The organism is Shewanella insulae (genome assembly GCF_009831655.1).
GTDB lineage: Bacteria > Pseudomonadota > Gammaproteobacteria > Enterobacterales > Shewanellaceae > Shewanella > Shewanella insulae.
In genome coordinates, this window is record NZ_WRPA01000008.1 from 78,918 (window position 1) to 105,152 (window position 26,235).

The following is a 26,235-nucleotide window of genomic DNA, read 5'->3' on the forward strand; positions in this document are numbered from 1 at the left end:
TCATGGAAAAAAGTTTTACATTAAATCGTCTCGACAACGGTATCGCCGTGCTGACTATGGATGTGCCTGGCGAGACCATGAATACCCTCAAAGCCGAGTTTGGCCCCGAGATCTGTGAGATGTTGGCCGAGATAAAGAGTGATGCCAGTATTCGTGGCGTAGTGCTGATCTCGGGCAAGCAAGATTCCTTCGTGGCAGGCGCCGATATCTCCATGTTAGATGCCTGTGCGACCGCCGAGGATGCCAGGGAGCTGTCCAAACAGGGCCACGAGGTGTTCTTAGCGCTTGAGTCGCTCTCGATTCCCGTGGTGGCCGCCATCAATGGTGCCTGTCTCGGTGGGGGCCTCGAACTGGCCCTGGCCTGTCATCAGCGCGTCTGTACCGACAGCAAGAAGACCATGCTGGGATTGCCAGAAGTACAACTCGGCCTGCTGCCTGGTGGTGGCGGCACTCAGCGTCTGCCGCGTTTAGTGGGTATTGCCAAGTCATTGGATATGATGCTCACCGGTAAGCAGCTGCGCGCCAAACAGGCGTTGAAGATGGGGCTGGTTGACGACGTGGTGCCTGAATCGATTCTGCTGCAGACGGCGATAGAGATGGCGCTGGCTGGAGCACGTCCGGTGAAAAAGCCTAAGTTGTCGACGGTGGAGAAGCTGCTCGAGGGCACACCTGTTGGTCGTAACATCATCTTCGAACAGGCGCTCAAGCAGGTCAATAAGAAGACTCAGGGTAACTATCCAGCGCCGGAGAAGATCATCGACTGTGTGCGTCAGGGCGTAACCAAAGGCATGGTGAAAGGCCTAGAGGTTGAGGCGCAGCACTTTGGCGATCTCGTGGCCTCAAGTGAGTCGGAGGCCCTGCGTAGCATCTTCTTTGCAACCACAGAGATGAAGAAAGAAACCGGCGCCGGCGATGTAACGCCAAAGGCGGTCAACAAGGTGATGGTGTTGGGCGGTGGCTTGATGGGGGGCGGTATCGCCTCTGTGACCACCACCAAGGCGAAGATCCCAGTGCGGGTGAAGGACATCAGTGAGATAGGTTTAAGTAACGCACTGGCCTATGCCTATAAGCTGCTGGCCAAAGGGGTGAAACGCCGTCACATGACGCCGGCGGTGCGCGATAACCTGATGGCGTTGATGACCACCACCACGGAATATAAAGGGATCAAGGATGCAGACATGGTGGTGGAAGCCGTGTTTGAAGATCTTAACCTCAAGCATCAGATGGTGCAGGATGTCGAGCGTGAATGTGGCGAGCACACGATTTTTGCCTCTAACACTTCATCCTTGCCAATCAAGCAGATCGCCGAGGCCGCCGAGCGTCCTGAGAATGTGATCGGTCTGCATTACTTCTCGCCGGTTGAGAAGATGCCGTTGGTCGAGGTGATTGCCCATGACAAGACCTCGCCGCAAACTATCGCCACCACGGTTGCCTTTGCCCGTAAGCAGGGTAAGACGCCTATCGTGGTGAAAGATGGTGCCGGTTTCTATGTTAACCGGATCCTGGCGCTCTACATGAATGAAGCGGCGAACCTGTTGCTGGAAGGTCAGAGCGTGGATCATCTGGATAAGGCCTTGGTAAAGTTTGGCTTCCCCGTAGGCCCCATGACGCTGCTCGATGAGGTCGGCATAGATGTGGGCGCCAAGATCTCGCCGATTCTGGAGCAGGAGTTGGGTGAGCGCTTTAAGGCGCCCGCAGCCTTTGACAAACTACTTGCCGACGATCGTAAGGGCCGTAAGAATGGTAAGGGCTTCTACCAATATGGTGCTAAGTCGAAGAAGAAGCTGGTGGATGAGAGTGTCTATGGCGTGCTTGGGTTAACACCTGGCACCGATAGCGAGCCAAGAGCATTGGCCGAGCGATGTGTGGTGCAGATGCTCAATGAAGCGGTTCGTTGTCTGGAGGAGGGGATTATTGCATCGCCACGAGACGGTGATATTGGCGCAATCTTTGGTATCGGCTTCCCGCCATTCTTAGGTGGCCCCTTCCGTTACATGGACTCCCTGGGTGCCAAGCACTTAGTTGAGACCTTGAAACGTTATCAAGATCAATTCGGTGAGCGTTTCGCGCCTTGTGATCGTTTAGTCGAGATGGCCGAGTCGGGCAGTAAGTTCTACGAATAGCCCTCCTTTATCATTAACAATGCGGCAACATAATGCCGCATTTTTTTTGCCTGAGGACTATTTCTGCCTATTTTTTGTTCATCTGTTATGTGAATTCGGTTATCATGCCGAGTTCATTTTGGCTGTTTTCAGCCTTCTGACGCCGTTGTAGTGAGGTAGTGTCTGTGGTGATTTATATTCTTGGTGTACTTATGGTGAGTAGTGTGGCGATGGGCAATATGGCTTTTCGTGCCGGACTAGGGGTTAAACGCTGGGCCATGTTAGGACTCATCATAGGGCCGGTCGCCTATCCGCTGTTTAGTACTCATAAGCGATTTGCGCTTAAGCGGGCGCAGGGCAAGCAAAGCGTTGCTATTAAGGTGTAGGGTTACACTCTTAAATCGCTTAGCGAGCCTGTAATGAGCAATGCCTAGCTTACAGGGGGCTTGTAGGATGAAAACTAAGATGAAGATCAAAAAAGGAGCTTATTGTAGCTCCTTTTTTATGTGTCTGGTTTTCTGAAGTGAATTGACGTCAACTAGTTCCACCAACCCTTTGCCGGGATCACTTCTAGGTGATTTAGGCCTTCAGGAAGTTTTACTTTCTTGCGCTCTGGTTTGTGGGTAAGTCCTAGAGCTTTTTTCAGTGAATCTAACATAATCATTCTCCTTAAGACTTAAGCAACGGCCGAGTTGATGAATTTAACGTGAGGGAACCCAGCGACTTCAACAGGTTTGAACTTAACGTGTGGGAACCCAGCGACTTCCATAGGCTTGAACTTAACGTGCGGGAATCCAGCGACTTCCATAGGCTTGAACTTAACGTGCGGGAATCCAGCGACTTCCATCGGCTTGAATTTAACGTGTGGGAATCCAGCGACTTCCATCGGCTTGAATTTAACGTGTGGAAATCCAGCGACTTCAACAGGCTTGAACTTAACGTGTGGGAACCCAGCGACTTCCATCGGCTTGAACTTAACATGCGGGAATCCAGCGACTTCCATCGGCTTGAATTTAACGTGTGGAAATCCAGCGACTTCAACAGGCTTGAACTTAACGTGTGGGAACCCAGCGACTTCCATAGGCTTGAACTTAACGTGTGGGAACCCAGCGACTTCCATAGGCTTGAACTTAACGTGTGGGAACCCAGCGACTTCCATAGGCTTGAACTTAACATGCGGAAAACCAGTTACTTCAATCGAACCATTGTTCAAGTTTTGAAGGTCTGCACTTGGAGACAACTCCAGAGGGTTGATTGATGCAGTTGATAGACCCATTGTAAAAGCTATTGCAGTAACTAGTCCGTTAATCATTGTCTTAATCTCTCAGGGTTGTTGAAGTTATGATGCCAACATTTTGCTGGCGCTTGAGAGATGTACTGCAGGTGTTATGCCAATTTTTATTTTTAGAGCTTTTTTAGTCTATATTGTTCCTCGTTAGCCTGTTTTTCATTTATTTCATGACTAGGCTTTTTTGTGGTGTGACACAGGGGTATAGCTAAAGCTTTCCTGTTTAAGGAGACCGGTAAAACTGGCTTCATTTACAGCCTTACTGTATATAAATCCTTGTATTTCCTCGCACTTTAGCGCTTTCAAAATGCTGAGCTGAGAAGCTTCTTCTACGCCTTCGCCGACCACTGAGAGTCCCATGTTGTGGGCAATGGTGATGATAGAATCGACCATTTTCAGATCTCTGTCAGACTTATCTATATCGTCAACAAAAGCCTTATCTATTTTTAGGGTGTCAATTGGGAAGCGCTTTAAATATGACAGTGACGAATATCCGGTGCCAAAGTCGTCTAACGCAAGGCTGACGCCCATCTTAGAGAGTTGCATCATCACCTTTATCGCCTTTTCTGGCTGTTTTATGACGGTTCCCTCGGTAATTTCAAGCTCAAGGTTGGCTGCAGGCAGCTGAGTAAGACGTAAAATTGACTCTATGCGCTGTTGAAGGTCCGGAAGTGCGAATTGTTGTGATGATAAATTGACGGCGACACGGCCGTCGAATAAATTTTGACGACGCCAATTTTGTGCCGCGAAACAGGCTTTACGCAGAACGACCTCGCCAATCTCGACAATGAGCCCGTTCTCTTCGGCCAACGGGATAAAGTCGCTGGGCGGAATGAGACCATGTTCTGGATGATTTAGCCTTACCAGGGCTTCCATACCGGCCATTTTGCTGGTTCTAAGGTCTATCTTAGGCTGATAGTAGACTTCGAAGAGATCGTCTCTCAAACCTTCGCGGATAAGGTTCTCTACTTCCAGCTGACGGATGGCATTTCGATTGAGCGATTCTGAATAGAATTGATAACGATTGCCGCCGGCAGACTTAGCATGATACATGGCAATGTCGGCTTTACGCAGAAGCGCCTGCTCATTCTGATCGTCTTCTGGGTAGAGCACTATACCTATACTTACGCCGACGACGACTCTGTCTTTCGTCAGTTCGAATGGGCTGGAGAAGGCATCTACTACATGGTTGGCGATGACGGCGCTGGAGCCGATATCCGGGTTGTTATCGACCAGTATGGCAAACTCGTCCCCGCCCAAACGATAAATACTGGTATGGTACGGGACGGTGGATTCTATGCGTCTGGCCACTTTGATCAGGAGCTCGTCACCCACCTGGTGCCCTAATGAGTCATTGATCTTCTTAAAGTTGTCTAAGTCCAGCACCATAAGGGTATGGTGGGTATCTTTCTTTACCAGGTTACCTAGGGTAACCATGAGGCTCGATCGGTTTGGCAAGCTGGTGAGCAGATCGTTGTTGGTCAGCTTACGTAACTCTTCTTCCTGCTGTTTACGACGAGATATATCGGAGAAGACCCCAACATAATGGGAGAGGACACCTTGCTCGTCGTAAATGGCATCGACGGTTAGTTCCATCAGGAAGCTGCTGCCATCGCCCTTGGCGGATTCAACTTCGTTACTCCAGCTACCTTGCTGTTGAAGAATATGACGAATCTGTTCAGAGTAGCTCTCGGGATAAAGGTCAAATTTAAATATCTCGCCGATAAAGTCATTGCGACTCTTCTCACAGAGATCGCAGCAGGCTTCGTTGACTTCAACAAATTTGAACTTGTTGTCCAGGATGAACATGCCTTCGGAGATATTTTCGATGGCGCGTTCGAACAGTCTTAGCTGTTCCTCAGCCTGTTTGAAATTGCTGATGTTTTTGATGGTGCCCGTCATACGCAGGGCTTTATCTTCCTCGTCGCGCTCGACGATTTTCGCCCTGTCCAAGATCCAGATCCATTGATCATCTTTGCCCTTGACTCGGTAGGCAGCCTCGAAGTGATCGGTTTCGCCGTAGAAGTGTTTATTTAGCGCCGTGTTGACACGCTCTTGGTCCATGGGGTGAATATTGCTCTCTTCACCATCTTCTCCCGAGCGCTGCCCATCACGTGGAAATTCGAGAGAGCCCCAGATATTAGAGCGGTAGATCTGGCCAGTTTCTATATCCCAGTCCCACATCTCATCACCGCTTCCCCACAGAGATAGCTTCAGTCGTTCTTCCGACTTGGCTATCTGACGCTGCACCTCTCTTCTTCTTAATGCAGCTTTGACTATGGCTCCTGTGATCAAGAGAGTAATGAGTAGGTAAACGAGTTTAGCTTGAATTGATAGCCACCAAGGAGGAGTGATTTCTATCTGGATACTCTTAACTTCTCCTTTTTTGCCTGTCAGAGGGTCAATAGCTTGGACTTTAAAAGTATAGTCACCTGGAGATAGATTTGTATAGGTTGCTGAATTAATACCCTGAGATTCTAGCCAACTATCTGTTAAACCACTCATTTGATATGAATACTGTAACTGGTCATTCATATTTCCTGGTGAGATAAATTTAAAGGTAAATGGGTAATCTGAATACTTTAGTGTTAAGTTTTTTGAAAAATCTAGGCTTTTACTTAGCACTCCATTTCCAACAGGCTCTGGAACATTGAATATTAAAAGTTGTTCTAAAGATACTTTGGGTGGTAAAAGAGTATTTAATTGGCTCAATATGGCGTTAGCGGATATTTTTGTTACACCGGAAATACCGCCTATATATATATTGTCGTTTATGTGTGCTATTGACTGTGTATTATACTCCCCTTGACTACCATATTCGGATGTCAAAGAAATTGTTTCGCCATTTTCCCTTACTAGTATTATTTCTGCGTTTGAAGAAGCAAATAGATTGCCGTTGTATGATGTAAGTGCATATATAGGTTTGGTTGTTTCAAATAAGGTGGATACTTTGTTGTTAGCAAGGTTTACTTGTGATATCGATTTTCTTGTTCCAAAATATAGTTTTCCACTTTTTGAGTAGATATCTGTTACCATATCCTCAGTGAAAATTGGAGTTATAACCCCGTCAGTTAATTTAAAAAGACCACCTTGTGTCGCTATCCATATCGAGTTATTCAAGTTTTCTATATCAAAAATAGGGTTGCCAGTATCAATGACTAATTCGCTTTGTTTCATCGACTCAAGGTCTACTGAAATTATTTTTCCGTCAAATGTACCCGCGAAAATGCTGTTTTTACTATCTATTGATTTGACGATGAAAAATCGCTCTTGATTAATAACTCTTCTTTCATTTGATGATAAATCTATCGTTAAGAGGCCTTCAGATGTACCTACATATAGCGTGTTGTTCGCAATGACTGCCGATTTAGGACCTTTTATATTAGAATCATAATATGAAATGTTGTTAAGATTTTCATTATATATTCCAATTATCTCAGAATCAGACGCAATAACTAATCTGTTTTCATCTAGAGTATTTATAGACCAAACATTCTCTGTGATATTATATGTGTTAAGTATATTTTTTTGTTTGTTAATTAATGCGAACCCATTATTTTGAGTGGCTAAGTATAAGTTCCTTTCTCCTATGTATAGATCTGGAGCATTTATTGAGTTGCTATTTGTTTTGCCTAGTTGTAAGAAAGCTCCACGCTTACTTTTGAAAATTGATTTTTTATTAAAGAAGTATATCTCATTATTTTTATCTACAATGGATTCAGGAATTGCTGGCGTATTTAATAATGAGTTGTCCTTAATGTTAAACATTCCTTCCGCTGACACTCGGTAGACTTCTTCTTCATAATTCACGATGTCGACTGTATTTGTGTAGAGTAATTCTGCTTCATCTTCAGATATTGAATAAACATTTCCATTGTAAGATCTAATAATAATGGAGGAGTTCGTCGTTATTATTTTTTTTATGCCACTGGCATTAATACTGTATGAGCTGAGCTTTTTTGATAAATTTGTATCTAACTTATGAATAAAGTTATCTGTACCGATTAATATGTTATCTTTGCTTTCATATATAGACCAGATTTGTTCATTTTCGAGGGCATCAACTTTGTTAAATATGTCTAGCTCGCGGTTATATAGGGCTAGCCCTTTATCTGTACCGATTAAAAGTCTACCATTCTTGTCAATATATAAGCTACGAATAAATGAACTTGGAAGGGAGTTATTATCGTTAACTGAAAAATAGTGTTTGAATGCTTTCCCATCGAATCGGTTAAGGCCATTAAGGGTCCCTATCCAAACATAACCATATTGATCTTCGACAATAGAAGTGACCGTACTCTGAGATAGGCCTTCAGGAACATTGTAATAATCAATGTTGAGAAGCGCTCCACTTGATGTTGCATGTTCGACTGCGAAACACTGGCTAGAGAATGAGGCAGCCAGGAGGAAAGATAGTGCAAATCTTATAAGATATTTAGGCATAATTATTAGTTTGATTATTAGCCAATAATGCATAGGCAACAGTTATTTAACCTACTTTATTCAGAAAGAGGGGGATTTGTCAAAAGAACACTGAATTTTCTTGTTTGCAAATTACTTTCATTTTCATTGTCTTTCAGAGCTTTGTACTGTGCTTGGCCGTCTGGGGTTTTGTATTATCTGCTTGATCCAATGGGATTCAGCCTTTTGTAGTGTATCTGATGCAATAGGAGCAATGCGTAAAAATAGTGCCGAAAAGCTACACATTGAAACTGGAAAGATTGGAGCACCTAATAGTTAAATTTGGCGGCTCGTTGTTTAAAGCTCCTCAGATCTGTGATCATATTGTCTGAGGCCAGTTGCTCCTGATTTCTATGTTGTTCCCCCGTGGTAAAGAGGATCAGGCGATCGCCGTGTTTGGTGCGCATCTTCTGCATCATGAATTTAATCAAATCCGAGCGGGTGAGTTCACCAATTTGCTCGACGACCAGTTCTCGCTGGTTAAAGTCGTAGTCTTTGTTTCCTATGCTGGACCAATATCTTTGTCCCCGAGTCTTGAGGTTAGGGTCGTGCTCCATGATTTGGTTGATCAGCCCTTGTTTGGTGAGTTCCCATTGATCATTGGTGATCTGCATGACAGCGTAGTTAAAGTCGGCAATAAACTCGTCAATGGCCTCCAGTAGCTTTAGAGGCCCTGCTGTGGGGGATTGCACATAGAAGATCATGCCTGGGTAACGATTGAGTGGCAGATATCCCGTGCCCACCATGTAACCCAGCTGACGCTTAGTTCTTAGCTCGTGGAAGAAGGTCGAAGACATGGTGTGGTTTAACAGGCTGAATAGGGCCATCTTGAGTGGTGTCGCCTCAGCAGACTGATAGTAGACTATGATGCTGCTGTCTTGATGATTGACGCTAACCTCGCGCATCAGGGTGCCGACATTTTCAAGCTTTATCAGCTCACGTTCCGATTCGCCGCTGGGAGAGGAAACCAGAGAGAGAATATGGTCGAGTCGCTTACCTAAGGCCTTCGCTTCCTCGGTCAGCCAATCGCCATAGACCAGCCCCTCGAGGTGGATCTTCTCATAAAAAGCGCGTACGTGGTTGTGAAGGTCGTCCAGGGTGATATCTTCAAGCTCCTCGGCCATGCGTTGAGGCTCGAAACTACGTTTCTGCAGCGTCACCGTCAGGCTGGTGAATAGCTGTGAGATAGGTTTTGCCCGGCTCTGATTAAACCAGTTACGCAAGATCTGCTTCTTAATCTGCTTAAATCTGTCCTGGGTAAAGTTACGTTCTCTGGCTTTGTTGATCAGCAGCGACAGCAACGCCTCTTGCTTCCCTGTCAATCCCGTTAGGTGCAGGGTGATGCCCCCTTGATGAGGGTAGATGTTGTAGCTGAGCCCGGCGACTTCTGCTGGATAGGTACATTCGGTCAGGTAGTCGAGCAGCATCTCCACATAGAGACGGGTGAGCGCCGCATGTTTTGGGGTGGCGGCCGCCTGATGTGAATCCAGGGACAGGTACATATGTCCCTTTGGCACGTTAAATTCATCATCTTTCTTATGCCAGATGCGATAGCCGGTTTCCTGGCAGACAACGACAGGTACCGGATGGTCACTCTTAACATCTCTGGCTATCGAATCCTCGATAATAAAGGGGTTGGGGTCCGGTAGTTTTAGTGCCTCTCTGACATCAGGGTCACGCCACGGATGAAGCCGTTGTTTATCTATGGGCTTCACCTGATAGGGCGAGTGATACCAGGCTGCCTGTTTTTCCGTGTCTAAGTCTGGCGAGATCAACTGGATACGTAAATTATCCGGGCTCATTAACTCCAGTAATTCGATGACCTGTGTTACGTCCAAACCATCCATGCGGTAGTCGCCATAGATGAGATCAGATACCTCGTAGTGGTGCATATTGATGCTGAGATGACTAGCCAGATCCAGCGGTTTGATCTGTTCCTGATATTTAAAGGCAAGTTTGAGCAGGTTGGCTCGCTCTTGATATCGCCAGGCCTGCATCCCCTGGGTCTTGATCAGTTCCAAGTATTCGAAGCTTGCCTGAATCACGTCGTCGAGTTGTAGCAGGCCTTTCTCGGTGAGCTGAATGCTGATGTTATAGTCTTTAAAGTTATAGCCATTAACCCCGCCACCGGCCGAGAGGTTGATGGCCAGCCCTTGCTCCTTGAGGTGACTCAGCAGGCTACCCTTGCCCTCATAACCCAGTAGATGACTGATAAAGGTCAGCGGCTTACGCTTATAGAAGCGGTCGATGGCGGGTAGGGGAAAAGTGATCGCCACACGGCGCTGCTCTTTTAGCGGCACTATGTTGATCTGCTGGCCAAGCTGAGCTGCTTCATAGATGGCCACATTTGGGTATTGCTTTGCCAGCTTGCGGTTTTCAATCGGTGAAAAATAGCTCTTGGCCAGCGCCGAGAGTTCATCTAGAGGCAAGGGTGCCACCAGACACAGGGTCATCAGGTTGGCACTGTAATGACTCTGATAAAAATCCAGCAGCTCTTGCCTGAGCGTTTTCTCATCGCCGTCCAAGGTCTTGAGGTTACCCACAGAGAATTTCGAAAAGGGATGAGCCGGGTTAACCGTTTCCTTTTGAACCTGATAGGTGCGACGAATATCATCTTTGAGCTTGAGACTAAATTCGGATTCTATGGCATGGCGTTCTCTGTCGACTAATTCAAGATCGAAGCAGGGGGCGATAAAAAACTGGCTGAAGCGATCCAGAGACTCTTCGAACACTTCGGCGTCGATGGAAAAGAAGAAGTTTGTCTGCTCTGTACCTGTCCAGGCGTTGTTGCTGCCGCCATGTTGATTGATAAAGGCGTGATATTCGCCTGAATTGGGATATTTTTCGGTTCCCAGAAACAACATGTGTTCGAGAAAGTGTGCCATGCCTGGGCGTGAAGCGGGATCATCAAAATGGCCGACGTTGACCACCATGGAGGCGGCGGCCTGTTGCGCCTGGTGATCTTCCACTAGTAATATACGCAGACCGTTGTCCAGCTGCAGGTATTGATACTGGCGATGATCATTGGGACTCTTAGTGATCGGCATAGATGTTTGCAATGGTTGGCTCCATCCTTATGCTAGACAAACGTATGATATTCATTGAAGTTTAGACGACTAAAGCGGTAAGCCTACATATTGAGCCTCAAAAAAGACTTTGGCAAATATCTTATCCATTATTCGACTAATTAATAACAGAGTTAAGTTTTGTTGCGCTGCACTTTAACGCTACAATTCATAGTAGAACAAGAATAATCATAGCGAGAGTAGTATGAAGCTATATTTGATGCGACATGGCGAGGCGGGTTATCACGCCCACTCAGATCGAGAACGAGTATTAACTGAAATTGGCCGTTATCAAACTGAATTGATGAGTAATTGGTTGGCCCGTGACGTGACTGAGTTCGATCTCGTGTTGGTGAGTCCCTATCTGCGTGCGCAGCAAACATGGCAGGAAGTGAGCAAGCACTTCTCTGAACCGAGAAAGTGGCTGGTATTAGATGAGCTGACTCCATCGGCGGAGCCGACCCTGGCCGCCGATCTGACTCTGGCCTACGCCGAACAGTATAAGGCGGATAATGTGTTAGTGATTGCCCACATGCCGCTGCTGGGGTATATGGTAAGCGAGTTGGTGCCAGGTATTGAGCCGCCCTTGTTTGCCACCTCAGGCGTGACCTTGATAGATCGACATGGCGAGCGCGGCTCGATCAGCTGGCAGCACACGCCTCATACGGTGAGTTAGTGTTGATATAAAAAAGGACGCCGAGGCGTCCTTTTTTATATCAAATGCTGGGCGACTCATTCCCAGGAGGGAAACTCGCCAACGTCCACTAAGACCAGTAGGGCGGCATCGCCGCCCCATTCCTTGGGCGCCTTGTGGAAGGCTTTGACTTGAGGGTGCTGGGCCAGCCACATGGGAATGTTTTGTTTTAAGATGCCGGTTCCATGACCGTGCATCACGCAGCAGCACTGGCTATGTTGTTTAACACAGGCCTGGATCAAGGCGGCAAGTTCTAGCTTAGCCTCGGTTTGGCGCATGCCGTGCAGATCCAGCAATAGATCCGGCTGATAGTCGCCGCGTCTGAGTCGTTTAAGTTCGTGGCTGTCGATATCTTCTCTCGCCCAACGCATGGCACCTTCCAGGGGAAGTAGCGGCTGATAGGTATCGGAAAAATAGCTGTCGGCGTGCAAATGAGTGGTGGCCATTTCCAGCTCTCGTTTTGGTTTTTGCGGCGCGGCGAAATGACGCTTATCCTGTTTAAGCGGCTTTATCCCTTTGGTTAACGCCGAAAAAAGCGCCAATTCATCATCATTTTCTTTATTCATGGCGCTATTTTATTGAATCCGATGCCATATGAATAGAGTTCAGTTACAATGAGGCGGAACTATCTAGCGGGAGCCAGTTTTGGACAAGATTTTTGTTGATGAAGCCGTGACGGAATTACGTACAATCGGCGATATGTTACGTTGGGCGGTGAGCCGCTTCAACGACGCCAATATCTACTATGGTCATGGTACCGATAACGCTTGGGATGAAGCCATCGCTCTCGTATTCCATGCGCTGCACCTGCCTGAAGAGATTGGTCAGCAGGTGATCCATAGCAATCTTACCAGCAGCGAAAAGCATAAGATTGTCGAACTCATCATTCGCCGGGTACGTGAGCGTCTGCCTGTGCCTTATTTGACCAATCGCGCCTTCTTTGCCGGCCTCGAGTTTTATGTGGACGAGAGAGTATTGGTGCCGCGCTCACCCATCGCCGAGATGATCGCTAATCGTTTCAGCCCCTGGCTCTATAACAAGCCGGTGAACCGTATCTTAGATCTCTGTACCGGTAGTGCCTGTATCGCCATCGCCTGTGCCTATGAATTTGAAGATGCAGAGGTAGATGCTATCGATATCAGCAGTGACGCGCTGGAAGTGGCGCAGATCAATATCGAATCATTAGGTGTGATGGACAGGGTATTCCCTATCCAGTCAGACATGTTTGCCGGTATTCCTAAGGGGCCTCAATATGATCTGATCGTCTCGAACCCACCCTATGTGGACGCGGAAGATATTGGTGACATGCCTGACGAGTACCATCACGAGCCAGAGTTAGGCTTAGCTTCCGGGCGTGATGGCCTTGATCTGACCAAACGTATCCTTGCCAACGCGGCCGACTACCTAACCGAAGATGGACTGTTGGTAGTGGAGGTGGGTAACTCTATGGTGCACCTTATCGAGCAGTTCCCTGAGGTGCCTTTTACCTGGGTTAACTTCGAGCATGGCGGAGACGGCGTGTTTGTGTTGACGCGCGATCAGCTAGTTGAAAATGAATCACTTTTCGCCATCTACAAAGATAGTGAATAATGGTGAGCTCGGCTTAGTCGCATATGACTGAGCCGATTTAGGAATATAGCCAGTGGCAACTTTTGGCTATGGTGAGGCAAATAATCAAGTAGAGGTGAAGTAAGCGAATGTCGGGTAATAGTATCGGTCAAAATTTTGTGGTGACGACTTTTGGTGAGAGCCATGGTAAGGCACTGGGCTGTATTATCGATGGCTGCCCTCCGGGTCTGGCGATTGATGAAGCCGATATGCAGCATGACCTCGACAGGCGCCGTCCGGGCACCTCGCGTTATACCACTGCCAGGCGCGAGCCGGATCAGGTGAAGATCCTCTCAGGTGTATTTGAGGGGCAAACCACAGGCACCTCTATCGGCTTAGTGATCGAAAATACCGATCAGCGTAGCCAGGATTATTCTAACATCAAAGACCAGTTCCGTCCGGGCCACGCCGACTATACCTACCAGCAAAAATATGGCCTGCGAGACTATCGCGGTGGCGGGCGCTCATCGGCGCGGGAAACCGCGATGCGCGTAGCGGCTGGTGCGGTCGCCAAGAAGTATCTTAAGCAGGTGCATGGCATAGAGATCAAGGGGTACCTGTCACAGCTTGGGCCTATCTGCGCCGAGGCCCTGGACTTTGAACAGGTCGAGCAGAATGCTTTCTTCTTTCCCGATGCCGCCAAGCTCGATCTGCTTGACGAGTATATGCGTGAGCTGAAAAAGAGTGGCGACTCCATTGGGGCTAAGGTGTCTGTGGTGGCGACCAATGTTCCAGTGGGACTGGGTGAGCCTGTATTTGACCGACTCGATGCCGATATCGCCCACGCCTTGATGGGGATCAATGCCGTTAAAGGAGTAGAGATCGGCGACGGCTTTGCCGTGGTAAACCAGAAGGGCTCAGAACACAGAGACCTGATGTCGCCCGAGGGGTTCGCCTCGAACCATGCGGGCGGTATTCTCGGTGGGATCTCATCGGGTCAGCCTATCGCCGCGCATATCGCCATGAAACCGACTTCCAGCATCAGCGTGCCGGGAGAGAGTATGACGGTGCAGGGTGAGAGCGCCGAGGTGGTCACTAAGGGACGTCACGACCCCTGTGTGGGCATTCGTGCCGTACCGATCGCCGAGGCCATGTTGGCCATCGTCCTGATGGATCATCTGCTCAGACATAGGGCGCAAAACATGAATGTCGAGAGTATTACTCCCGTAATTGGAATGAAATAAGGCGCAGCGAAGGCGAGATCAGAGGGCACAGGAATGTGCCTTCTTTTATGGAATCCAATGATGCTAAGGGCTTCAGCTAACATAAGAGCTACTTTGATAAGAGTCGCTATGAGAAGTGGCCATAAGACGCCATAAAAAGAAACTATTAAAAGAAGTCGCTCAGAGTCATCTCGAGAGCAGATAATAACCCTGCTAGGAATAGCCCTACACAATGTCGTCCAACGCTCAGTCACCCAATAGTATTCTGCCCAACGGCATGTCGCCGCCTGATCCACAACATCAACTACATTGGATTAGCGCCTGTTACTTTTTCTTCTTCGCGATCCTCGGGGTGCTGGTGCCTTACCTGGGAGTTTTCTTCGAGAATCGGGGATTCGATGCCCAGCAGATAGGCTTTCTGCTCGCCATCTTGATGGCGACGCGCATCATAGCGCCCAATATCTGGGCCATGGTGGCCGATAAGACGGGCATGCGTGGCCAGCTGGTGAAGATGGGGGCGGCTTGTTCGGCGGTTACCTTCATGACCTTCTTCTATCATGGCGGCTTTCTCTATCTGGCCGTCAGTCTTAGTATCTATACCTTCTTCTGGAATGCGATCTTGGCCCAGCTTGAGGTGATCACGCTAGAGACGCTGGGGGAGAATACCGGGGGCTATGGTAAGATCCGTAGCTTCGGTAGCCTGGGCTATCTGGTGTTCGTGGTTAGTGTAGGCTTTGCCATTAGCCAGTTTGGCACAGAGATCTTGCCCTTTGTCGGTCTCGCCTTGTTCCTGGGTTTGCTCGGCTGCTCCCTGTCTCTACCAAGTGCCCGGGTGAAGGTCGATAAGAGCCAGGCGCCCACGCCCCTTAAGTTAGATGCGGGTATCATCTGGTTCTTACTATCGGCCATGTTATTACAGATGAGCGCCGGGCCTTTCTATGGTTTTTTCGTGCTGTATCTGAAACAGGTGGGTTATAGCGAGTCCACTGCCGGCATCTATGTCGCCCTTGGGGTGCTGGCGGAAATCGTCATGTTCATGTTTGCGCCGAGATTATTGGGTCGGTATGGGGTCAGCGCCTTGTTGGTGATCTCTATCGGCTTCACGGCAGTGCGATGGCTACTGATGGCCTTTTGCGCCAGCAGCGTGATCTGGCTCGGGGTCAGTCAGCTGCTGCATGCCTTCACCTTTGGTCTGGTGCATGCGGCCTCGATTCAGTTCGTGCATCAAAGATTCGACGTGCGCCACCGTAGCAAGGGGCAGGCGCTCTATGCCAGCCTGAGTTTTGGTGTCGGTGGCGCGCTCGGCACCTGGCTGTGCGGCTTCATTTGGGGCGATGGCTCCCAGGCCTGGCTGAGCTGGTTGGTGGCCGCCGTTTGCGCGCTGCTGTCCATGCTTGCGGTACTGTTGATACCCAAGGCGCGCGAACGAGTAAAACAATAAGAGATGATAAGGAAATATCCATGAAACAGACATTTCGCCTCGGCGTGATCATCAATCCTCTGGCAGGGCTTGGGGGGAGTGTAGCACTCAAGGGAAGCGATGGCGTGGCAGATGAGGCGATAGCCCGCGGCGCAGAGCCTAAGGCCCACCTGAGAATGGCCCAGGCGCTGGAAGTGATCACCCCTTATCTGGATAAGATCACTGTCGTTACCGCCTCTGGTGCCATGGGCGCCGATTTAGCCGCGCAGATGGGATTTAACCATCAGGTCGTCTATCAGGCGGGTGATACCACCGCGGCCAGCGATACCCAAGCCGCCGCCGAAGCGCTGCAGGCTGCGGGCGTGGACCTCTTGCTGTTTGCGGGAGGTGACGGCACGGCGCGGGATCTGTTTGAGGTGATCGATGAGGCTCAGCCCGTGCTGGGCGTACCGGCCGGGGTGAAGATTCACTCGGGTGTCTATGGCATTACGCCGCACGCCTCGGGTATGGTGGTCAAGCTGCTGCTCGAGGGAGCATTGGTGAGCCTGATGTCGGCCGATGTGATGGATATCGACGAGGTGGCCTTCAGGCAAGGTATGGTAAGGGCACGCCGATTCGGCGAGATGCAGGTGCCCGCCGAGCCACGCTATATTCAGGCGGTTAAGATGGGCGGCAAAGAGGTCGATGAGTTGGTGCTGGCGGATATCGCCGCCGAGGCGATCGAGCAGATAGACGATGGGCTCGCCATCATGGGCTCGGGTAGCACGGTCGCCGCCGTGATGGAGGAACTTGGGCTGGATAACACTCTGCTGGGAGTGGACTTGATTGAAGAGGGGGAGCTACTTGCCTGCGACCTTAGCGCTCAGTCACTGCTCGAGGCGACAGCTAATCGAGAGTGTAAGTTAGTGATCACCCTCATCGGCGGGCAAGGGCATATCCTGGGGCGGGGCAATCAGCAGTTGTCCCCGGCACTCATTCGTCAGGTCGGCAAAGAGAATATTATCATTCTGGCGACAAAAACTAAGTTAAAAGCACTTGAAGGTCGGCCCTTAATTGTGGATAGTGGCGACCCAGAGTTAGACAGCGAATTATGTGGTTATTATAAAGTCGTGACCGGCTACCACGATTATGTGATGTATCAGGTGGCAAATCCTGACTTAATTAGCCCAGATTCAACCGGGCTGCCTGAGTAGCAAGATGACAATTGGAGAGACGATGTTAGAGCAGTATGAGCAAGCATTAGACGAGTGGATCGCCACTAAGGTCGCCGATGGCGACGATGATCAACTCTTTGCCAGTGGTTACCTACAGGGCCATGTGGCCGTGGTTTTGTCTGAGCTAGAGTTAGAAACGCTCCAAGACAGCGAGGCGCTGGAGGCTAAGATGCAGGCTTGTCTGGAGACGGCCAAGTCTGAGCTCGAACCTGCCGATCTTGCTCTGGTCGTCGATGCCTGGAGTGAGCTGCGCGAGAAGATGGCTCAGGTAGCCAATGCCTAGTCATGGCTAACACAAGCAAGGTGATCATCGGGCTGCAAAATCCCAAGAGCCCGACCAACGTGGGCGGCGTGATGCGCGCCGCAGGTTGTTATCGCGCCGATGAGGTACGCTACACGGGTAAACGTTATGCGCTGGCCGCCAAGCACAGGGGCGAGCAGTACAATACCGACACTAAGCGGGTGAGCCAGCATATTCCCCTCAATGGCGTAGAGTCGCTGCTTGACTCTCTCGATGACGATATCAAGGTGATCTGTGTCGATCTGGTGGAGGGCGCCACGCCGCTGCCGGCCTATAGCCATCCCAAGAAGGCCATCTATCTCTTCGGCCCAGAAGATGGCACCCTAGATCAGGGGCTTATCGATCGCGCCGATGAGGTGGTCTATGTCCCGACCGTGGGTTGCATGAATCTGGCCTCCTCGGTCAATGTGCTGCTCTACGACAGACTGGCGAAGGGGGAACACCTCGCAGGCGATGAGCTCATTCGATCCAGCCGTGACACCAACAACCGCGTCAAGGTCAAAGCCTAACTCGTCTGATTGATCACTTGGGCTAAATGACTAGCCCTCGGCACTCATTCCCTACGCTAATCTTCTCGAGCTAATGTATTCAAAATAGTCTATTAAAATTAGCCTCTTCAATTAAGCTTCTACAGCGCCTTACCCTTAATCAGCTTCCTTATCCACATGCGGTTGGGGTTGAGCAGGGTTAGTATATCCTGGGTGGCGGGCAGGAGTTCGCCGCACAGCTGGGCCGCTAAGATCTCTGCCGCCAGCGGGCCCGAGGTGAGGCCCCGCGACCCCAGCCCGCCGAGAATAAACAGTCCCTGATGCACGGGGGCTGGTGTCGTCTGCCAATACTTGGCGCTCTCCTTGGCACGCTTCTTAGTTTGTTGATGGTCGACATAGGCCGCAGATATCGCCTCGAAGTCCGGGGCACAGCCCATCATGGGAGCGTGATCCCGTGTGACCATACGCACGCCTACTCGCGCACTATGGCCCGTGATGTCCACCGCCTTGGTCCAGTCGTCGCCGTAGCTGGTGCGGATCTTGTCTAAATTCTCCACCTGTTCCACCGCGCTGTAGTCGAGATTGCTGGCGTCTTTGACATAGCTGGCTCCTGTGCAGTGCAGCCTGTCGTGGGCGGGGGTCAGGTAGCCGTGGGCGCAGAGCACTGTCTTAAGATCCTTAAGTGGCGCTCTTGCAGGGATATGGCTGACCTGGCCACGAAAACCGCTTATGGGTAAGTGGGCGGTTTGCGCAAAGTCGGTCAGGTGACGGCCATTGGCCAGCACCAAGTTGGCAAAGGGGCCAAATTTAACTTCTTGACCATCTTGATCCTGACCATCTTGAACGGTGCTCAGATACCATTGCTGGTTCTCGAAGCGAATTGCCGTAACTCGGCATTGGTAGTGGCTGGTCTGCATGCCTAACTGCTCGGCCTGGTTGATGGCGGCGCGGGTAAAGGCCTGGGGCGATACCCAACCCGCGAGCGGATAGTAGATCCCCTGGTGCTCAATGGTGAGATTGGCGAGCGCCGAGGCCTGGGGCGCATCGACGGGCCGTGCTATCGAGTCTGCCCAGGGCTGGGCATTGATTATCTTGGCGAGGCGCTTATGGCTGCGTTCATCGTGGCCTGTCTGGAGCACGCCGCAAAAATCATGGGGGATCTCATGGCCAGCCTCAACGAGTTGGTTGATTCTTTGGCGGCTAAAGAGGTATCCCTGCAGAAAATAGTGACTCAGGCTGCCATGCTCGGGCGTTAATAGCGGATAGATAGCCCCCTGTTTGTTGCCCGAGGCCTGCTCGCCGGGCGCCTTATCCATACAGAAGAAGCTAACTTGTCTGCCGCGCTCGGCTAGAGAGAGTGCCAGGTTCGCGCTGGCGACCCCGCCACCTATGATGGCGATTTCCCCCTCATTACCTTGTGTTAAGGGATTGAAGGCAAACTTATCTAACTGTTGGCGCCTAAGTGCGCGCCGCTCATCCATGGCGATATCCAGCGACGCTATACTTGGTTTTTCGACCAGAGTCACGTGCTGGTCATCTTTTGCAGATAAGTTAAGGCGATAGCAGGTAAATCCTGCCTTGATGATTAACTTGGTCAGTAAGTTTGTGTTGGCGTTATCTGAAGCCTTGTCTAGATTTACATCGCTACTCTCGAGAAGGAGAAGGTCGGCGTTATCTTGACTGAGGCGCGCCATCTGCCAGATAAGCGCCTCATCCACGACATCTGTATCGGCCAGCCAGCCTTGGATGGTGTGGTTTGGTGAATTGGGTGGGACTAAAGCCTTGAGTTGGGTAAGCGGATCGCCTAGATGGATGTCGATGATCAGCCGGGCCTCTGCCAGCTTGAGCCTGTGACAGCCCGACACCCGCGCGTCGCAAATCGCCTTAATCTGTTCTTTGGCTGGTGATGCCAGGGTCTCACTCTCGGCAAGGGCCTTAAGCCAGCTTGCCTGATGCTGGGCAAACAGGTGTAGATGAAGATGCTGCTTTTGAAGGTGTGGCTTTTGAAGGTGTTGCTTTGAACCGGCTTGTGTTAGCAGCTCAGCTAAGAGCGCAGCTGGCCACTTGGCGTCACAGCTTGGGAGTAGGGCGACAATTTGGTGAGTGTTTTGACTCGGTATCGCCGATAAATGGCTGAAAATTGTGTCGAATGTAGGCATTTTGTCACTATTTTGTGCGTTATCCGGGTGTTCGGTGGCCAATGAATTTACTCTCAAGTGGATATTAGGCATTATTTTACCTGCCTTTATGGAAAGCTGACCACTTAAATGCAGTAAAAGCGATACTATTGGCGCAGCTAAATTGGTACTAGACGTACGGAATGGATAGTAAATAATGAAAAGAGTCGTGATCACCGGCCTTGGCATAGTGTCAAGTATCGGTAACAACAAGCAAGAAGTCACCGAGTCACTCAAAGCGGGTCGCAGTGGTATTACCCACTCAGATCAGTTTGAAGAAATGAAGCTTCGTAGCCATGTTTGGGGCGACATTAAGTTAGACCCTAAAGAACATATCGACCGTAAAGCATTACGTTTTATGGGTGATGCTGCTGCATACGCTTACATTGCCATGGAGCAAGCGATAGCCGATGCCGGCCTCACCGAAGAACAATATTCAAACCACCGTGTCGGTATCATCGCCGGTACTGGCGGCGCATCATCGGCTAACCAGGTTCAGGCAGCCGATACCCTGCGTGAGAAAGGTGTGAAACGCGTTGGTCCTTACATCGTACCACGCATCATGTCGAGCACGGCCAGTGCTTGTTTGGCCACGCCATTTAAGATCAAGGGGATGAACTACTCGATCAGTTCGGCTTGTGCCACCAGTGCTCACTGTATCGGCCATGCGGTCGAATTAATTCAGATGGGTAAGCAAGACATGGTCTTCGCCGGTGGTGCCGAAGAGGTGGATTGGACCCTAACCATGGGCTTCGACGCCATGGGCGCACTGTCGACTAAGTATAACGACTGCCCTGAAAAGGCTTCTCGTACCTATGATGCCGACCGTGACGGTTTCGTTATCTCTGGTGGCGGCGGAATCGTGGTTGTCGAAGAGCTTGAGCACGCGCTGGCTCGTGGCGCTAAGATCTATGCCGAAGTGATCGGTTACGGCGCTTCTTCAGATGGTTATGACATGGTTGCACCATCGGGTGAAGGCGCGGTGCGTTGCATGCAGATGGCCCTCGAAGATGTGGATACGCCAATCGACTACATCAACACCCATGGTACTTCAACCCCTGTTGGTGACATGCGTGAGCTGGAAGCCTTGGCGGAAACCTTCGGTGACAATCTGCCTGCTATCGCTTCGACCAAGTCGTTGACCGGTCACGCACTGGGCGCCGCGGGTGTACATGAGGCGATCTACAGCCTGATCATGATGGAGAGCAGCTTCATCGCGCCAAGCATCAATATAGATACTCTCGACGAGAAGGCTCAAGGCATGCCTATCGTGACCGAGTATCGTGATGCTGAGCTCAACACTATCATGAGCAACAGCTTCGGCTTCGGTGGCACAAACGCTACCTTGGTGATGCGCAAGTACAAGTAATTGCTGAGCTGTTTTTGACAGTTATTAAAAAAGGGAAGCAAATGCTTCCCTTTTTCGTGCCTAGCTTCAGTTGGTCACCTTACTGCTAGAGAGTTCAACGCGCCCCCTCTGGTGGGCGCGTTGTCGATTATTGTGCGTTAAACTGCTGGCCAGTGACGCCCTTAGCGTCATCACCCATGAGGTAGAGATAGGTCGCCATGATCTCTTCTGGTGCCTTGAGATCCTGTGGGTTCTCGGCAGGGTAGGCATTGGCGCGCATCTTAGTGCGGGTGGCACCAGGGTTGATGCTGTTGACTCTCAGGTTACTGTCTTCATATTCGTGAGCCAGAGACTGCATCATGCCTTCGGTGGCAAACTTAGAGATGGCATACTCGCCCCAGAAGGCGCGTCCCTGACGGCCAACGCTGCTGGAGGTGAACAGTATAGAGGCCGATGGCGCTTTCTTCATCACCGGCAGCAGTGCCTTAGTCATCATGATCTCGGCAATCAGGTTAACCTGTAATACTTCCTTAACCGAATCCATCGAGATATGTTCGAAGGGACCGAGCACCCCTAGCAGGCTGGCGTTGTGTAGCAGGCCGTCGAGGTGACCAAACTGCTGTTCTATGGTTTCAGCCATGTCCTGGTAGTTTTGCTCTGTGGCACCTTTGAGATCTAGGGGCACGATAGCTGGCGTTGGGTAGCCGGCCTGTTCTATCTCGTCATAGACGGCTTCCAGCTTCTTGACAGTCTTGCCCAGTAAGATCACCGTGGCACCATGTTCGGCGTAGGCCAGGGCAGCGGCGCGGCCAATACCGTCTCCGGCCCCTGTGACCAGTATCGTTTTATCTTTAAGTAAATCTTTTGCTGCCTGATATTCCAACATGAGTCAATTTTTCCTGTAAGCGGAATTCCCCGCCATTTCTATGATTTATTCGAGCCTGATACGTATGTTTTAAACAAATGATTGATTAATGACCATCGTTCTGTTGTTTGTGTGTGACAAAATTGTAGCTAACTCAATAATTTTGCGTTAACTTGAGTAGCAATAAGGACTGTAAAAGTCCTATTGGTCACGCAAGGAAGACTATTGTGACCAATTTTTGGGGAAAACAAAATTATTACAACAAGATTTGGGGAAAAAAGATGAAAAGACTCTTTTTGGGTGTCGCAATTGCATCCGCATTGGGAATGGCTGGTTGTAGCGAAGATAGTGTAGATCAACTCGCAGAGAAGACCGAGCCGTTGATCCCTCTGTCACACATGGTATTCGATCCTGAAAACAAGAAGGTACCATTACCCAACGATCTACTCTTTAGCGGCACTACTGACGGTACCCTAACCATGCCGGGCGAGAAAGCCGACGGCACAAGTGATTACACCGACCCTCAGATGGCGTTAGGCGCGCTTGATGGTTGGTCGACCACCTCTCCAATTTCGATTAACGTTGAACCTGCGACCGATCATGACGGTACTATGCTGACTCTGGCAGCGGCTTCTGTGGCGCAGCCTGGCGCGGTGCGTATGTTCGAAGCCACTGTGGGCGGCCCACTGTCATCGGATCCCGAGTGTCAGTCTGCGCCATCGGTTTCAGCCTGTAAGATAGGTGACGAGCTGCAATTTGGTGTCGACTTTGTCGCCAGCGCCTCGGGTAACACTATCGCTATCGTGCCGCTCAAGCCACTCAAGGCGGGCCAATCTTATGTGTATGCCACCACAGACCTGATTCAAGACTCGGCTGGCCGTCCTATTGCGCCGTCGACCACCTATGCCACGCTGAAACTCGATATCGAGACCAAGCCGCTGCAGACCCCAGATCAGCTAATGTTGCAAACGCTGGTAAACAGCTATGAAAAGGGAATGTCGGCCGCCCACGGCGTAGATAGCTCGACCATCAGCTATTCTGGCCTGTTTACGACTCAGGCGGTCAGCGATGTCTATGAGACGACTAAGCTGTTGATGCTGCAAGAGGGCACGCCTTTTGCCCCTTCTATTACTGTCCCTCAGCCGCACCCGCTGGGGATCACTGTTGCTCAGGCGGCTGGCTTAACGCCTGCCGATGGTGTGGCCTATGTGGTTTCGAGCCTGGCCGATGTCTATGTGGCCGAGTTGACCCTGCCAACCTTTGGCAGCTGTAACTCTGTGATGTGTAACGGCATCAACGGTAACTGGCATGCGCTGGGTGACAGCCCTGTGGGCGTGCTGCTGGCTCTACAATCGGGTACCTTGAGTCAACAAAATTACGGCGCTCAGGCCGTGGCACAGGGTATCGACCCTGCTGCAGGCTTAGCCGATCCTGCCCTGTTGGCGGGCAAGACCTGGCTTCTCGATGATGGCACGCCGGCCGATAAGGCCAAGCACCTGACTAAGTTCAACCCTATCCCGGCACCGACTGGCGCAGAGAAAGTCCCTGTGTTGATCTCTATGCCTAACGCCGAGCGTCTGGCGCAGTTCTACGCCGCTCAAGGCCTTCCATTTACGCCGCCTACAGCGGGCTGGCCGACCACCATCGCCATGCATGGCCTTGGCGGCGGTAAAGAGATGTCACTGGCCTATGCCGGTAGTTATGCCGCCATGGGCGTTGCGACAATCGCCATCGATATGCCGCTTCATGGTGCTCGCTCATTCGACGCCAACGGTGATGGCATCTATGAGGTATCGGCTTCGGATCCTGCATTTGGCGCCGTAATAGGTAACCCAGATGCGTTCCAAAACGGCAACCCCTTGGTGTTTGTTAACCTGGAGAGCACACTGGCGGTACGTGATAACTTCAGACAGGCAACTGTGGATCATCTAGCGCTTCGCGCTTCCCTAACAGGGCTCGCTGGTGGCCTGGCTGCAGCGCAGATGCCGCAGATGTTCGATATCACCAAGATCAGCGCACAGGGTCTGAGCCTTGGCGCCATCGTCGGCACCGACTTTGCTACCTATGCTAACTCTGGCCTGAGCCATCCGGCTAACGGCGCAGACCTTAGCTATGTGCATAAGCTCAATGCGGTTTCTCTGGTTGCGCCAACAGGGGGCTTATCGGGCACCTTCATTGGCTCTGAGACCTTCGGTCCGCTGTTGTTTGAAAACGTGACCGCCAGCGATACCTTTAAGGCCCTGGTGGATGAGGCTAACGTTGCCGGTTATGAGCCAGGTACGCCTGAGTATGAGGCCCTGGTTCAGGCCGTCTATGCCGAGTTTATCCCAACCTTCGCCTTTGCGGTGCAGACGGCGGTAGATGGCGCAGATCCTATCAACCATGCGGCGGCGCTTAAGTCTACAGGTCTGCCAGTACACCTGATCGAAGTCGTCGGTGACGGTAGTAACTTAGGGGATCAGGTATTACCTAATCGCGTAGAGAAGTTCCCTGTGGCGGGTACCGAGCCGCTAATTGCCGGCCTGGGTCTCGAGTGTGTCGATAGTACAACAGTGGGGGCCGGGGCGGTTCGCTTTAGTAAGGGTCATCACAGCTCGCTGATCAGCCCAAGTGAGGTGCCAGGCGTGACCGATGGTAGCGCAGCTGCTGCCACAGTCGAGATGCAGCAGCAGGTTGCAGCGTTTGCCTTAACCGCGGGTAAGGGCGAGGCCAGTATACTGGTACAAGACGACTCTGTTATCCAGCCTTGTGCGGCGCCTGCCAACTAATTTTGATATGAGTTAGTTAGATAAAAACCCAGCCTGGCTGGGTTTTTTTATGGCTGGATTTGTTATTGCCTTCAGGGCTGCTAGAATAGCGGCCAGATTTTAAAGGCCTGATCACGGAGCTGAATTTTGGAATTTTTGTATGAGTATGGACTCTTTCTGGCAAAAGCCGTCACCATAGTGGTGGCTATCGTTGCCGTCGTTGTGCTGGTGCTGGCATCTGCGGTAAAGCAGAAGGCCGATAAGGGGGAGCTTAAGCTGACCAATGTGTCTGAGGAACTTAAGGATCTCAAGCATGACTTAAAGGAAGAGCTGCTAAGCAAGAAGCAGTTTAAGGCCTACGAGAAAAGCCTCAAGGCAGAGGCTAAGGCGAAGGAGAAAGCAGAGAAGGCCGATGGTGAAGCCGCGCCTACGCCGCGGGTGTTTGTTATCGACTTCAAGGGCAGCATAGATGCCCATGAGGTGGCGTCACTGCGTGAAGAGATCAGCGCCATCCTGGCGATTGCCGAGCAGGGCGATGAGGTGGTGGTCAATGTCGAGAGTGGCGGTGGCATGGTGCATGGTTATGGCTTGGCGGCGAGCCAGCTAGACAGGCTGCGCAGCGCCGAGATCCCATTGACCATTTGTGTCGACAAGGTGGCCGCGAGTGGCGGCTATATGATGGCCTGTGTGGCCAACACCATCTATGCCGCGCCTTTTGCCATCGTAGGTTCTATCGGTGTGGTTGCGCAGATCCCGAACTTCAATCGTCTGCTGAAGAAGCATGATATCGATTATGAGCAACACACCGCAGGTGACTTCAAGCGCACCCTGACCCTATTTGGTGAAAACACCGAAGAAGGAAGACAGAAGTTCCAGGAAGAGCTGGAAGAGACCCACGTGCTGTTTAAGGCCTTCATCAGCAAGTATCGTCCTACGCTGGATATTGCCAAGGTGGCGACAGGTGAGCACTGGTATGGTCAGCAGGCGCTGGATCTCGGTCTGGTCGATGGCCTCTCTACCAGTGACGATGTGGTGATGAAGCTCGCCGAGGAGAAGACTGTGATTAAGGTTCGCTATCAGCTGAAGAAGAAGATCGCCGACAAGCTGGCACATAGCGCCTCGCTGGCGGTCAATGCCGTGTTCGATCGTTTGGCCGAAAAGAATCAACCCCTTAATTAAGGAGTGTGATTTTCACCGGATAAAAACCCGCCCGTGGCGGGTTTTTACATATTTATAACTTTTTAACCCCCTTGGGCTTTTACTCAACTCCAAAATCTTATACAAAATACTATTA

Annotated in this window: 18 protein-coding genes; 12 read left to right on the plus strand and 6 right to left on the minus strand. The window is 50.7% G+C overall.

What is annotated here, in order from left to right; all coding sequences use genetic code 11:
* The first annotated feature begins 2 nt into the window (after positions 1-2).
* Positions 3-2,123, plus strand: coding sequence for a fatty acid oxidation complex subunit alpha FadJ (gene fadJ, locus GNT65_RS10415; RefSeq protein WP_160795934.1), 2,121 nt, complete (start codon positions 3-5; stop codon positions 2,121-2,123).
* Between the two features lie 191 nt (positions 2,124-2,314).
* Entirely contained in the window at positions 2,315-2,488 is a 174-nt protein-coding gene (locus GNT65_RS10420; protein ID WP_181006236.1) for a hypothetical protein, read from the plus strand.
* A 290-nt stretch (positions 2,489-2,778) separates the two neighbouring features.
* Here the strand turns inward: GNT65_RS10420 and GNT65_RS10425 are convergent, their stop codons facing one another.
* From GNT65_RS10425 to GNT65_RS10435, 3 genes are all read right to left on the minus strand, one after another.
* Entirely contained in the window at positions 2,779-3,414 is a 636-nt protein-coding gene (locus tag GNT65_RS10425) for a hypothetical protein (RefSeq protein ID WP_160795938.1), read from the minus strand.
* 150 nt (positions 3,415-3,564) lie between these two features.
* The gene (locus GNT65_RS10430) at positions 3,565-7,833 is read right to left on the minus strand and encodes an EAL domain-containing protein (RefSeq protein ID WP_160795940.1); all 4,269 of its coding nucleotides are present in this window, start codon (positions 7,831-7,833) and stop codon (positions 3,565-3,567) included.
* Between the two features lie 287 nt (positions 7,834-8,120).
* Complete coding sequence (locus GNT65_RS10435) at positions 8,121-10,910, minus strand: insulinase family protein (protein ID WP_160795942.1); 2,790 nt, start codon at positions 10,908-10,910, stop codon at positions 8,121-8,123.
* A gap of 211 nt (positions 10,911-11,121) precedes the next feature.
* On the opposite strand from GNT65_RS10435, the gene sixA reads away from it, so the two are divergent.
* Entirely contained in the window at positions 11,122-11,592 is a 471-nt protein-coding gene (gene sixA / locus GNT65_RS10440; RefSeq protein WP_160795944.1) for a phosphohistidine phosphatase SixA, read from the plus strand.
* A 56-nt stretch (positions 11,593-11,648) separates the two neighbouring features.
* Here sixA and smrB read toward each other — a convergent pair whose 3' ends face one another.
* A complete protein-coding gene (smrB, locus tag GNT65_RS10445) occupies positions 11,649-12,176 on the minus strand; it encodes an endonuclease SmrB (RefSeq protein ID WP_160795946.1) in 528 nt (175 codons plus the stop codon).
* A 79-nt stretch (positions 12,177-12,255) separates the two neighbouring features.
* Between smrB and prmB the strand changes: the two genes are divergently transcribed.
* The 6 genes from prmB to GNT65_RS10475 all read left to right on the plus strand — a co-directional run bounded on the left by prmB (position 12,256) and on the right by GNT65_RS10475 (position 17,825).
* Entirely contained in the window at positions 12,256-13,200 is a 945-nt protein-coding gene (gene prmB / locus GNT65_RS10450; protein WP_160795948.1) for a 50S ribosomal protein L3 N(5)-glutamine methyltransferase, read from the plus strand.
* A gap of 107 nt (positions 13,201-13,307) precedes the next feature.
* On the plus strand, positions 13,308-14,402 hold the full coding sequence (gene aroC / locus GNT65_RS10455) for a chorismate synthase (RefSeq protein ID WP_160795950.1): 1,095 nt from the start codon (positions 13,308-13,310) through the stop codon (positions 14,400-14,402).
* Positions 14,403-14,658: 256 nt separating this feature from the next.
* A complete protein-coding gene (locus GNT65_RS10460) occupies positions 14,659-15,822 on the plus strand; it encodes an MFS transporter (RefSeq protein ID WP_160796104.1) in 1,164 nt (387 codons plus the stop codon).
* A gap of 20 nt (positions 15,823-15,842) precedes the next feature.
* Positions 15,843-16,994: an ATP-NAD kinase family protein gene (locus GNT65_RS10465; RefSeq protein ID WP_160795952.1), complete on the plus strand. Its 1,152-nt coding sequence runs from the start codon at positions 15,843-15,845 to the stop codon at positions 16,992-16,994.
* A gap of 22 nt (positions 16,995-17,016) precedes the next feature.
* The gene (locus GNT65_RS10470) at positions 17,017-17,298 is read left to right on the plus strand and encodes a YfcL family protein (RefSeq protein ID WP_160795954.1); all 282 of its coding nucleotides are present in this window, start codon (positions 17,017-17,019) and stop codon (positions 17,296-17,298) included.
* Positions 17,299-17,300: 2 nt separating this feature from the next.
* The gene (locus GNT65_RS10475; RefSeq protein ID WP_160795956.1) at positions 17,301-17,825 is read left to right on the plus strand and encodes an RNA methyltransferase; all 525 of its coding nucleotides are present in this window, start codon (positions 17,301-17,303) and stop codon (positions 17,823-17,825) included.
* Between the two features lie 119 nt (positions 17,826-17,944).
* On the opposite strand, the gene mnmC1 is transcribed toward GNT65_RS10475, so the two are convergent.
* Positions 17,945-19,963, minus strand: coding sequence for an FAD-dependent 5-carboxymethylaminomethyl-2-thiouridine(34) oxidoreductase MnmC1 (gene mnmC1 / locus GNT65_RS10480; protein WP_244952153.1), 2,019 nt, complete (start codon positions 19,961-19,963; stop codon positions 17,945-17,947).
* Between the two features lie 175 nt (positions 19,964-20,138).
* On the opposite strand from mnmC1, the gene fabB reads away from it, so the two are divergent.
* Positions 20,139-21,350 (plus strand): beta-ketoacyl-ACP synthase I, encoded by a 1,212-nt coding sequence (gene fabB, locus GNT65_RS10485; protein WP_160795960.1) that lies wholly within the window; start codon positions 20,139-20,141, stop codon positions 21,348-21,350.
* A gap of 127 nt (positions 21,351-21,477) precedes the next feature.
* Here fabB and GNT65_RS10490 read toward each other — a convergent pair whose 3' ends face one another.
* Entirely contained in the window at positions 21,478-22,215 is a 738-nt protein-coding gene (locus tag GNT65_RS10490; protein WP_160795962.1) for a YciK family oxidoreductase, read from the minus strand.
* 260 nt (positions 22,216-22,475) lie between these two features.
* Between GNT65_RS10490 and GNT65_RS10495 the strand changes: the two genes are divergently transcribed.
* On the plus strand, positions 22,476-24,962 hold the full coding sequence (locus GNT65_RS10495; protein ID WP_160795964.1) for a VolA/Pla-1 family phospholipase: 2,487 nt from the start codon (positions 22,476-22,478) through the stop codon (positions 24,960-24,962).
* A gap of 126 nt (positions 24,963-25,088) precedes the next feature.
* Complete coding sequence (sohB, locus tag GNT65_RS10500; protein WP_160795966.1) at positions 25,089-26,120, plus strand: protease SohB; 1,032 nt, start codon at positions 25,089-25,091, stop codon at positions 26,118-26,120.
* Positions 26,121-26,235 lie beyond the last annotated feature (115 nt).